This is a genomic window from Streptomyces mayteni (assembly GCF_054783955.1).
In genome coordinates this window covers 40534-50888 of the sequence record NZ_BAAGPR010000057.1, presented here as the reverse complement: position 1 = coordinate 50888, position 10355 = coordinate 40534, and the positions used below count along the sequence as shown (strand labels likewise).

At 73.7% G+C, this 10355-nt stretch carries 11 protein-coding genes and 1 pseudogene; 9 read left to right on the top strand and 3 right to left on the bottom strand.

Going from position 1 to position 10355, the window contains the following annotated elements:
* Window positions 1-332 (top strand): annotated as a pseudogene (locus ACYVPE_RS23635) (hypothetical protein); the annotation flags it as partial.
* Between the two features lie 116 nt (window positions 333-448).
* Entirely contained in the window at window positions 449-1423 is a 975-nt protein-coding gene (locus tag ACYVPE_RS23630; RefSeq protein ID WP_461035689.1) for an aldo/keto reductase, read from the top strand.
* Between the two features lie 31 nt (window positions 1424-1454).
* Here ACYVPE_RS23630 and ACYVPE_RS23625 read toward each other — a convergent pair whose 3' ends face one another.
* Window positions 1455-2135 carry a lysophospholipid acyltransferase family protein gene (locus ACYVPE_RS23625; RefSeq protein ID WP_461035695.1) on the bottom strand — a complete coding sequence of 227 codons (681 nt, stop codon included), beginning with the start codon at window positions 2133-2135 and terminating at the stop codon, window positions 1455-1457.
* A 303-nt stretch (window positions 2136-2438) separates the two neighbouring features.
* Between ACYVPE_RS23625 and ACYVPE_RS23620 the strand changes: the two genes are divergently transcribed.
* Entirely contained in the window at window positions 2439-3557 is a 1119-nt protein-coding gene (locus ACYVPE_RS23620; RefSeq protein WP_461035694.1) for a glycerophosphodiester phosphodiesterase, read from the top strand.
* A gap of 218 nt (window positions 3558-3775) precedes the next feature.
* Complete coding sequence (locus tag ACYVPE_RS23615; protein WP_461035688.1) at window positions 3776-4276, top strand: GNAT family N-acetyltransferase; 501 nt, start codon at window positions 3776-3778, stop codon at window positions 4274-4276.
* A gap of 116 nt (window positions 4277-4392) precedes the next feature.
* Here the strand turns inward: ACYVPE_RS23615 and ACYVPE_RS23610 are convergent, their stop codons facing one another.
* Complete coding sequence (locus ACYVPE_RS23610) at window positions 4393-4827, bottom strand: hypothetical protein (RefSeq protein WP_461035687.1); 435 nt, start codon at window positions 4825-4827, stop codon at window positions 4393-4395.
* Entirely contained in the window at window positions 4820-5194 is a 375-nt protein-coding gene (locus tag ACYVPE_RS23605) for a hypothetical protein (protein ID WP_461035686.1), read from the bottom strand. Before ACYVPE_RS23605 ends, ACYVPE_RS23610 begins: the two co-directional genes overlap by 8 nt.
* 411 nt (window positions 5195-5605) lie before the next feature.
* On the opposite strand from ACYVPE_RS23605, the gene ACYVPE_RS23600 reads away from it, so the two are divergent.
* From ACYVPE_RS23600 to cbiE, 5 genes are all read left to right on the top strand, one after another.
* Window positions 5606-6676, top strand: coding sequence for a methionine ABC transporter ATP-binding protein (locus ACYVPE_RS23600; protein WP_461035685.1), 1071 nt, complete (start codon window positions 5606-5608; stop codon window positions 6674-6676).
* Window positions 6676-7347, top strand: a complete 672-nt coding sequence (locus tag ACYVPE_RS23595) for a methionine ABC transporter permease (RefSeq protein ID WP_461035684.1) — start codon at window positions 6676-6678, stop codon at window positions 7345-7347. Before ACYVPE_RS23600 ends, ACYVPE_RS23595 begins: the two co-directional genes overlap by 1 nt.
* Before the next feature lie 85 nt (window positions 7348-7432).
* Window positions 7433-8305: a MetQ/NlpA family ABC transporter substrate-binding protein gene (locus ACYVPE_RS23590; RefSeq protein WP_461035683.1), complete on the top strand. Its 873-nt coding sequence runs from the start codon at window positions 7433-7435 to the stop codon at window positions 8303-8305.
* A 134-nt stretch (window positions 8306-8439) separates the two neighbouring features.
* A complete protein-coding gene (locus tag ACYVPE_RS23585; RefSeq protein WP_461035682.1) occupies window positions 8440-9054 on the top strand; it encodes a GNAT family N-acetyltransferase in 615 nt (204 codons plus the stop codon).
* Between the two features lie 47 nt (window positions 9055-9101).
* Window positions 9102-10340 (top strand): precorrin-6y C5,15-methyltransferase (decarboxylating) subunit CbiE, encoded by a 1239-nt coding sequence (cbiE, locus tag ACYVPE_RS23580; protein ID WP_461035681.1) that lies wholly within the window; start codon window positions 9102-9104, stop codon window positions 10338-10340.
* Window positions 10341-10355 lie beyond the last annotated feature (15 nt).

Here is a 10355-nt window from a genome sequence, read left to right as displayed (position 1 = left end):
CGGGCACGGTCGCCGACGACCTGCCACGGCTGCGCCGCGCCGTGCTGGCCACCGGCGCCGAGCTGCTCGCCGAGCTGCGCCTGGCCGCCGCCGACCGCGGCCGTGACGTGTTCGGTCGGCTGCTGCCCGCCGACGCCGACCGGTTCGCCCGCGCCTGGCTGGCCGCCGCGTCGTACACGGAGTCCGTCGCCCACGCCCTGTCCGCCGCGGCCTGGGCGGCCGGCACACCCGGGGCAGTCACGGTGGGCGCCGTCACAGCGGGGGCAGTCACCGTGGACGCCGGCACCGAGGAGCCCGCCCTGGACGACGACGCCGCCGAGGTCGCGCCCTGAGCCCACCGCTATCGTGAGACCCCCGCGCGCCCCGGCGGCCGCGCCCGACCCGCACACCACCCCGAGCCCGAGCCGGCGCCCCGGTGCCGGCTCCCGTGCCCCGACCGAGAGGTGCCATGGCGTTCACCCGCTTCGACCCCGAGGCCACCGACACCGCCCGGATCGGCCTCGGCCTGGCCGCCGTGGGCCGCCCGGGCTACATCAATCTCGGCCGGGACCGCGACCTCCCCGCCGACCGGGCCCCGGAGGCGCTGCGGGAGCGCAGCCACCGGCTGCTGGACGCGGCCCACGCGCACGGCGTGCGCTATCTCGACGCGGCCCGCTCCTACGGCCGGGCCGAGGAGTTCCTGGCCGGCTGGCTGGCGGCCCGCCCCGACGCCGCGCCCGACGTGGTGGTCGGCAGCAAGTGGGGCTACACGTACACCGCCGGCTGGCGCACCGATGCCGAGGTGCACGAGGTGAAGGACCACGGCGCCGCGACCTTCGACCGCCAGTACGCGGAGACCCGGGCCCTGCTCGGCGAGCACCTGGACCTCTACCAGATCCACTCCGTGACCCCGGAGAGCCCCGCCCTCACCGACCCGGCGGTGCTCGACCGGCTGGCCGGGCTCGCCGCGGCCGGCGTGACCGTGGGCCTGTCCACCAGCGGCCCGGGGCAGGCCGAGGCGATCCGCGCCGCGCTGGAGGTCGAGGTGGACGGCCGGCCGCTGTTCGGCACCGTGCAGTCCACCTTCAACGTTCTCGAGACCTCGGCCGGGCCCGCCCTCGCGGAGGCGCACGCCGCCGGCCGCACCGTGATCGTCAAGGAGGCCATGGCCAACGGCCGGCTGGCCGGCGAGGCGGCCCCGCCCGCGGTGCGGCGGATCGCGGAGGCCGTCGGCACCGGCCCCGACGCGGTGGCGCTGGCCGCCGTGCTGCGCCAGCCCTGGGCCGGCGTCGTGCTGTCCGGCGCGGCCACCGTCGACCAGCTCACCGGGAACCTGGCGGCCACGGGGATCACACTCGACGAGGCGGCGGCGGACGCCCTGGCCGAGCTCGTCGAGCCGCCCGCCGCGTACTGGCGGCACCGCTCGTCGCTGCCCTGGCAGTGACGAGCGGCGGCGCGGCCGGCCGAAGGTCGGCTCAGGCCGCCTTCACCTTGGTGGCGTACATGTCGACGTACTCCTGCCCCGAGAGCCGCATGACCTCGGTCATCACCTCGTCGGTGACCGCCCGCAGCACGTACCGGTCGCGGTCCATGCCCTCGTAGCGGGAGAAGTCCAACGGCTGGCCGAAGCGCACGGCGATCCGCCGCCCCCGGCCGACGCGCGGCAGCCCCTTGCCGCCCGGCTGCACCTGGTCCGTGCCGATCATGGCGAACGGCACCACCGGCACGTCCGTCATCAGGGTCAGCCGCGCGATCCCGGTGCGGCCCCGGTAGAGCCGGCCGTCGGGGGAGCGGGTGCCCTCCGGGTAGATCCCGAAGACCTTGCCCTCGTCGAGCACCCGGCGGCCGGTCATCAGGGCGGCCACCCCGCCGTGCCCGCCGTCCCGGTCCACCGGGATCATCCCGACGGCCGTGAAGAACCAGGCCATCACCCGCCCCTTGAGGGACCGGCCCGTGACATAGGTCGCCTTGCCGATGAAGAAGACCTGTCGCCTGCTGACCAGGTTGAGGATGACCGAGTCGATGAACGTGAGATGATTGCCGGCCAAGATCACCGGCCCCTCGGCGGGTACGTTCTCCAATCCCTCGACCCGGGGCCGGAAGAAGAGCCTCAGCAACGGGCCGAACAGCGCCTTCATCAGGACGAATCGGGACAACTTCCCCTCCGGTTTGTTCATGGTCATGCGCTCCGCCGCATGCGTACGGGACGATACTCGCGCTTCGCCTCGGTTCGCGCACCGGGTTCACACGACGGATACTCAGCTTTGATGTGCCTTCGTCATCTGTTTCCTCGGAGGTCCCCGGCCGGACAACGCCGCGTCCCTAGCATCAGCCGCGACTCAGAGGGAGGCCCCATGGCAGCTCGGCAGGCGGCAGACGCGGCGCCGACAGGCGTGACGTACTCGACAGAAGCGACGAACTCGAACGGCCTCGGGCGGCGCGCCCTGCTCGGCGCGGCCATGGCGGCCGGCGCCGGCGGCGCCGCGGCGCTCACCACCGCCACCCCGGCGCACGCCCAGGGCGCGCGCCCCACGAGTGCCGCCGCCCTCGGGCGCGGCGGCCTCGGCGAACTCCCCACCCCCACCGTCGTCGCGCACCGCGGCGCCTCCGGCTACCGCCCCGAGCACACCCTGGGCTCCTACCAACTCGGCCTGGACCTGGGCGCCGACATCGTCGAGCAGGACCTGGTGCCCACCAAGGACGGCCACCTGGTCTGCCGTCACGAGAACGACATCTCCGGCACCACCGACGTCGCCGACCACCCCGAGTTCGCCGACCGGCGCACCACCAAGACCGTGGACGGCCAGTCGCTCACCGGCTGGTTCACCGAGGACTTCACGCTCGCCGAGCTCAAGACGCTCCGGGCCACCGAGCGCATCCCCGACCAGCGCCGCGACAACACGCTCTACGACGGCCGGTGGACCGTCCCCACCTTCGAGGAGGTGCTGCGCTGGGCCGACGAGCAGGGCAGGAAGCGCGACCGGCCGGTGTGGCTGTACACCGAGACCAAGCACCCCACCTACTTCCGCTCCATCGGCCTCGGCCTCGAACAGCCGCTGGCCAGGCTGCTGCGCCGGTACGGCCGTGACCGGGCCAGCGCCCGACTGCTGCTGCAGTCGTTCGAGCCGACCAGCATGCAGCGGATGGCCGAACTCGTCGACACGCCCCGGGTGGTGCTGCTCTCCAGCGCCGACTCCCGCCCCTGGGACCTCCAGCAGAAGGGCGACCCGCGGACCGTCGCCGACCTCGTCACCCCGTCCGGGCTGCGCGAGATCTCCCGCTACGCCCAGGGCATCGGCCCCACCCTCGACCTGGTCATCCCGCGCCGCTCCGACGGCAGCCTGGCCGAGCCGACCCGCCTGGTCTCCCAGGCCCACACGGCCGAACTCGTGGTCCACCCCTACACGCTGCGGAACGAGAACCGCTTCCTGCCCGCCGAGTACCGCCGCGGCGACGACCCCAACGCCTACGGCGACGTCTTCGGCGCGCTCCGCACCTACTTCCGCACCGGCATCGACGGCGTCTTCGCGGACCACCCCGACACGGCCCTGCTGGCCGCCGCCGACCACCGCCGCTGACCCCGTCCCACTCCGATGGCGGGCAATCATGAGGCCCGAGTCGGGAATCTCACAAGGTAGTTGGCTCCAGCACATTCCCTCCATCGTTGTTTCCCTAGCACAATGCTGACGGCGCAGGTCCATTTGACCTGCGCCGTCAGGGCTATCGCCGGCCCGTTCGCGAAACCCTCACCCCCCGCCGGGCCGGCCGACACCTCGCTTGGGAGGCGTACGCACACATGGGCATGAGCGTGTTGATCGACGCGGCGAAAGACCAGGACGCCGAGCAGATCCTCAAACTGCAGTACCTCTGCTTCCAGGGCGAAGCCGAGCTCTCCGGGGACTACACCATCGCCCCGCTCACCGAGACGCTGACCGAGGTGCGCGCCGAGGTACGGGACACCTGCGTGCTGGTGGCCCGGCTCGGCCAGGAGGTCGTGGGCTCGGTGCGCGGCACCGTCGACCCGGACGGGACCGCGCACATCGGCCGCCTCATCGTGCACCCCAGGATGCAGCGCCACGGCCTGGGCGGCCGGCTGCTGGCCGCCGTCGAGGAGCGGCTGGCCGCCGAGCGCGACGCCGCCAGGTACCGGCTCTTCGCCGGCCAGCGCCTGCCCGGCAACCTGCGCCTCTACCGCAGGCTCGGCTACGCCCCGGTGGCGACCGAGGAGGTCTCGCGACACCTCAGCCTGATCACGCTGGAGAAGGAGGCCCCGACCTCCCTGGCCGCCACGGCCTGACGGAGTCGGGGACCACGCGACGAGTGGAGGGCGGCGGCGAGACCTGGGCCGCCCTCCCACCGCGGAAACCGGCGGAACCGCCCGCGGTCGGCTAACCCTCGACGGCCCGCGGGCGGCTAACCCTCGACGGCGGCGGCCGGGTTCGCCTTCCGCAGCCACAGCAGCCCGGTCACCGGCAGGATCAGCGGCAGCAGCAGATAGCCGAGGCCGTAGTCCGACCACACCGTGGCATCCGGGAACGCCGCCGAGTCGACCAGCGTCCAGGTGCCCACCACCAGCACGCCGGTCAGCTCCGCCGCGCAGCACACCAGCGCCACCCGCCGGGCCGTCTCCCCGCCGCGCACCAGCGACACCGTGATGAACGCGTACACCAGCGCCGCCAGCGCCGACAGCAGATAGGCCAGCGGCGCCTCGTCGAAGCGCGTGGACAGCTGGTACACCGAGCGCGAGGCCGCCGCCACCGTGAACACCCCGTAGAGCGTCACCAGCAGCCGCCCGGGACCACGCGTCAGATCCGGCCGCCCCACCACGCCGAGACCACGCTCAACCACCGACGCCTCCCGCCCACACGTCCGCCAGCCGCAGCTCGAGCACCGCGAGCACCAGCGCCCCGGCCGACACCGTCGCCGAGCCCCATCTGCTGCGCTCCCCGAGCGAGACGATCGCCACCACCGGCAGGCAGAGCACCACCATCACCAGGTACGAGACGAACACCGCCGTGCCGTCCCCGGCCGGCCGCTCCCCGCCGCCGAGCGCCACCAGACCCACCACCAGCTGGACCAGCGTGAGCAGCAGCACCGCGGCCATTCCCGCGTAGTGCCAGTCCTTCACCGGCTGGTCGCGGAACGCCGCGTACCCGCACCACGCGGCCTGCAGCAGCGCGGCCACGGCGACCACGACCGTCAGCGGGGTAAGCATGCGCCGACTCTACGGGGCACCGCGAAACCCCCGGTCGGCGGGGCCCGGCACGCTCCGGGACCGGTCGCCGACGTGGCGTTGGCCACAGCGCCAGGACACTCCCCGTAACCCGGACGGAACGTCTGATTTACTGGAGCACATGACCGCGACGAGCAACCGTCCCCCGACGACCGAGGCAGTGTCGATGCCCGGTGCTCGTTGTCCGCGTCACGCGCGTTGTCACACGCGCTGTCGAATGTGTCGCCGCTGAGGGCCCCCACCTGAGCCGCCCCGCGCCCCGAAGCGACCGCGCTCACCCCGCCTGACGCCGCCTCCGCCCGACGCTCCCAGTCGGCCTGCCTGCGCCAGGCCATGCCCGCGCCCGACCGCGCCCCGCCGCGTGTCCCGGCGCCCGACAGTGACGGAATCGCATTGATCACGACTTCGGACCTGACCAAGGTCTACCGCTCACGCGGCCGCGAGGTCACCGCCCTCGACGGCGTCGACCTGCACGTACGACCCGGCGAGGTCTACGGCGTCATCGGCCGCAGCGGCGCGGGCAAATCCACCCTCATCCGCTGCCTCAACCTGCTGGAGCGGCCCACCTCGGGCACCGTCACCGTGGACGGGCAGGACCTCACCGCCCTCGCCGGCCGCCGGGCGCACCGCGCCGGCCGGCCGCTGCGCGAGGCGCGCACCCGGATCGGCATGATCTTCCAGCACTTCAACCTGCTGTCCTCGCGCACCGTGCAGGGCAACGTCGAGCTGCCCCTGGAGATCCTCCGCCTCACCCGTCGCGAACGCGCCGCCAAGGCCCTGGAACTCCTCGACCTCGTCGGCCTCGCCGACAAGGCCCGCGCCTACCCGGCCCAGCTCTCCGGCGGCCAGAAGCAGCGCGTCGGCATCGCCAGGGCGCTGGCCGGCGACCCCAAGGTGCTGCTCTCCGACGAGGCCACCTCGGCCCTCGACCCCGAGACCACCCGCTCCGTGCTCAGGCTGCTCCGCGACCTCAACCAGCAGCTCGGCCTCACCGTGCTGCTGATCACCCACGAGATGGACGTGGTCAAGGCCGTCTGCGACTCCGCCGCCCTGATGGAGGCCGGCCGGATCGTCGAGTCGGGGGTGGTCTCGGAACTGCTCGCCACCCCGGGCTCCCGCCTGGCCCACGAGCTGTTCCCGGTCGGCGGCGCCGCCACCGACGACGACCGCACCGTCGTCGACATCACCTTCCACGGCGAGACCGCGGGCCGCCCCGTCATCTCCCAGCTCTCCCGCGGCCACGGCCTCGACGTCTCCATCCTCGGCGCCGCCATGGACACCGTCGGCGGCCGCCAGGTCGGCCGGATGCGGATCGAGCTGCCGGGACCCGTCGCCGCCAACGCCGCCCCCCTCGCCTTCCTGCGCGAGCAGGGCCTCACCGTCGAGCTCCCAGGGGCCACCGCGCCCGCCACCGGGCCGGCGGCCGGCGCGCCCGCCGTCGAACTCACCGGAGAGGGTGCCTGATGACCTGGGACCAGATGCGGCCCCTGCTCGAACAGGGCACGATCGACACCCTCTACATGACCGGTTGGTCCACGCTGATCGCCGTCCTCGGCGGCCTGCCGCTCGGCGTGCTGCTCGTCCTCACCGACCGCGGCGGGCCGCTGCGGAACGCCGTGCTCAACAAGGCCATCGGCGTCGTCGTGAACGTCGGCCGCTCGCTGCCTTTCATCATCCTGATGGTCGCCCTGATCCCGGTCACCCGCTCCATCATCGGCACCGCCATCGGCCCCACGGCCGCCATCGTGCCGCTCGCCATCGGCGCCATCCCGTTCTTCGCCCGGCTGGTCGAGACCGCCGTGCGCGAGGTCGACCACGGCCTGGTCGAGGCCGCCCACGCCATGGGCGGCGGCACCTGGACCGTCGTCCTCAAGGTGCTGCTCCCGCAGTCCCTGGCCTCCCTGGTCGCCGGCCTGACCACCACCGTGATCGCCGTCATCGGCTACTCGGCGATGGCCGGCGCCGTCGGCGGCGGCGGGCTCGGCTCGCTCGCCCTGGTCTACGGCTACCAGCGCTTCGAGACCGGCTTCACGCTCGTCACGGTCCTCGTGCTCGTCGTCGTCGTGACGGCGGTCCAGCTGCTCGGCGACGGCGCCGTGCGGCTGCTCTCCCGCCGCGAACGAGCCTCCACCTGAGCACGACCGCCCGCCCGGCGGCCGTGCGCACCGCACCACCCGCACCACCGGTAACACTCGTCACACAAGAAGAAAGGCACTTTTCGTGCGTACCCCCATCGGAAGCCCCGTCAGAACCGGCATCGTCCTCGCCGCCACCACCGCCCTCGCGCTCGGCCTCGCCGCCTGCGGCACCGACTCCGACCCGGACACCGGCGACGACGCGGGACAGGCCGACGCCAGCGCCCCGCTCACCGTGGCCGCCACCCCCGTCCCGCACGCCCAGATCCTGGAGTTCGTCCGCGACAACCTCGCCGAGGACGCCGGCCTCGACCTCGAGGTCCAGGAGTTCAGCGACTACGTGCTGCCCAACACCGCCGTGGAGAGCGGCGAGGTGGACGCCAACTTCTTCCAGCACAAGCCCTACCTCGACCAGTTCAACGCCGACCAGGGCACCGACATCGTCCCGGTGGTCAACGTCCACCTGGAGCCGCTCGGCCTCTACTCCGACTCGGTCACCAACCCCGACGAGCTCGGCTCGGGCGCCACCGTGGCCATCCCCAACGACGCCACCAACGAGGGGCGCGCCCTCCACCTGCTCGCCGAGAACGGCCTGATCGAGCTCAACGAGGGCGTCGGCGCCGAGGCCACCCTCGACGACATCGCCGACGACCACGGCATCAGCTTCCAGGAGCTCGAGGCCGCCACCCTGCCGCGCGCCCTGCAGGACGTCGACGCCGCCGTCATCAACGGCAACTACGCGCTGGAGGCCGACCTCGCCCCCGCCGAGGACGCCCTCGTCCTGGAGGCGGCGGACGGCAACCCCTACGCCAACTTCCTGGCGGTCAAGGCCGGCAACGAGGACGACCCCCGCGTGCAGACCCTCGCCGAACTCCTGAACTCCGACGAGGTCAGGCAGTTCATCGAGAACGAGTACGACGGGTCCGTCGTCCCGGCCTTCGGCACCCCGGCCTCCTGACCCACCGGGCCGGGCCACCGCCCGGCCCGCCAAGCCCCACATCCGGGCCCCGGCAGCCAGCCGGGGCCCGCCGCTGTCTCCCGACCCGGTGATACTGCATGCTGTCCCCTCTGACCCCAGGCATGGAGCGGCCCATGACATCCACCTTCCCCGACGTCTCCATCAGCACCGACCGGCTGGTGCTGCGCCCGTTCGAGGAGGCGGACATCCCCGCGCTCGCCGACATGATGAACGACGAGCTGACCGCCGCCTGGACCTCCGTCCCCATCCCCTACACCCCGGGCGACGCCCACCGGTGGATCACCCGCAGCGCGCCCACGGAGCGCACCTCGGGGCGGGGCATCGTGCTGGCCGTCGACGAACTGCTCACCCACCGGCTCGTCGGCTCCCTCCACCTCAAGAACACCAACTGGGGGACCCTGACCAGCGAGGTCGGCTACGTCGTCGCCCCCTGGGCGCGCGGCGAGGGCTACGCCGCCGAGTCCGTGCTGGCCATCGCCCAGTGGCTCTTCCGCGACCAGAAGTTCGAACGCCTCGAACTCCGCACCGCGGCAGGCAACACCGCGTCCCAGCAGGTCGCGCAGAAGATCGGCAGCGTCAGCGAGGGGGTGCTGCGCAACGCGCTGATAGTGCGATCCCGCACCGAGGACGGCGGTTGGACCGACATCCGCACCGACCTCATCGTCTGGGGACTGCTGCCCGAGGACCTGGAGGACGCGCACGGTCACGGCCCGGTCGGCGCGCGGTAGGCTCAGCGCGTCCTTCACCTGCGAACCAGTCCAGGAGCACGCCGAGCATGGCCGACCGCGTGACCGTGATCGGATGGGACGGCTCCCCGCTTGACCCGGCCGCCCGGGCAGCCCTCCAGGCGGCCACCCTGGTGGCCGGCGCCCCCCGGCACCTGGCTCTCCCGGAAGTCCCGGCCCGTGCCGAGCGCGTCACGCTCGGCAGCCTTCCCCTCGCCGCCCGCCGCATCGCCGCGCACCGGGGCTCCGCGGTCGTCATGGCGGACGGCGACCCCGGCTTCTTCGGCGTCGTGCGGGCGCTCCGTGGCCCCGAGCACGGCCTCGAGGTCGAGGTCGTCCCGGCCGTCTCCGCCGTGGCCGCCGCCTTCGCCAGGGCCGGCATGCCCTGGGACGACGCCCGGGTGGTCGTCGCCACCCCGCGCACCCTGCGCCGGGCCGTCAACGTCTGCCGCGCCCACCCCAAGGTCGCCGTGCTCACCGCGCCCGGCGCGGGCCCCGCCGAGATCGCCCTGCTCCTCGGCAGGACCCACCGCACCTTCGTGATCTGCGAGTCCCTCGGCACCGACCGGGAGCGGGTCTCCGTCCTCACCTCCGACACCGTCAGCCAGCGCCGCTGGACCGACCCCAACGTGGTGATCGTGATAGGCGGGGGTGGCACCACCCGGGAGAGCGGCGCGAGTTGGCTCGCCGGCCTCGACCCGGGCGCGGCCACCCAGCCCAGGGGCTGGGCCCTCGCCCCGGCCGCCTACGGCCAGCCGGCCCCCGAGTCGCCTGACGCCGGGCCGGGCCGCAGCCCGCGGCTGCGCGCCCTCGAACTGGCCGCGCTCGGCCCGCGGGTCGGCGACCTGCTCTGGGACGTCGGCGCCGGCGGCGGGCTCGCCGCCATCGACGCCGCCCGGCTCGGCTCCGCCGTGATCGCCGTCGACCGCGACGCGCAGGCCTGCGCCCTGGCCGAGGCGACCGCCCGCCGGTTCGGTGTGCAGCTGCACATCGTCCGGGGCGTCGCGCCGCAGATCCTGGAGGACCTGCCGGAACCCGACATCATCCGCGTCGGGGGCGGCGGCCACCGGACGCTCGTCGCCTGCGCCGACCGCCGACCGCAGCGCATCGTCACCCACGCCCTGACCCGGGATCAGGCCGAGGCGGCCGGCCGGGTGTTGACCGGCGCCGGCTACGAGGTCGAGTGCACCCTGCTCCAGTCCGTCGAACTGGAGGCCGACCACTGGACGGAGAGCGGCCGGAGCGTCGCCTTCCTGCTCGCCGGCCGCAGGGCGGCCACCCCCCGGTGACAAACCGGGACCTTC

Excerpts from the sequence above, each read along its gene's own strand:
- ACYVPE_RS23585 (WP_461035682.1), top strand. The coding sequence starts at position 8,440 with ATGACATCCACCTTCCCCGACGTCTCCATCAGCACCGACCGGCTGGTG.
- ACYVPE_RS23630 (WP_461035689.1), top strand. The coding sequence starts at position 449 with ATGGCGTTCACCCGCTTCGACCCCGAGGCCACCGACACCGCCCGGATC.
- ACYVPE_RS23620 (WP_461035694.1), top strand. The coding sequence starts at position 2,439 with ATGGCGGCCGGCGCCGGCGGCGCCGCGGCGCTCACCACCGCCACCCCG.
- ACYVPE_RS23605 (WP_461035686.1), bottom strand. The coding sequence starts at position 5,194 with ATGCTTACCCCGCTGACGGTCGTGGTCGCCGTGGCCGCGCTGCTGCAG.
- cbiE (WP_461035681.1), top strand. The coding sequence starts at position 9,102 with ATGGCCGACCGCGTGACCGTGATCGGATGGGACGGCTCCCCGCTTGAC.
- ACYVPE_RS23595 (WP_461035684.1), top strand. The coding sequence starts at position 6,676 with ATGACCTGGGACCAGATGCGGCCCCTGCTCGAACAGGGCACGATCGAC.
- ACYVPE_RS23615 (WP_461035688.1), top strand. The coding sequence starts at position 3,776 with ATGGGCATGAGCGTGTTGATCGACGCGGCGAAAGACCAGGACGCCGAG.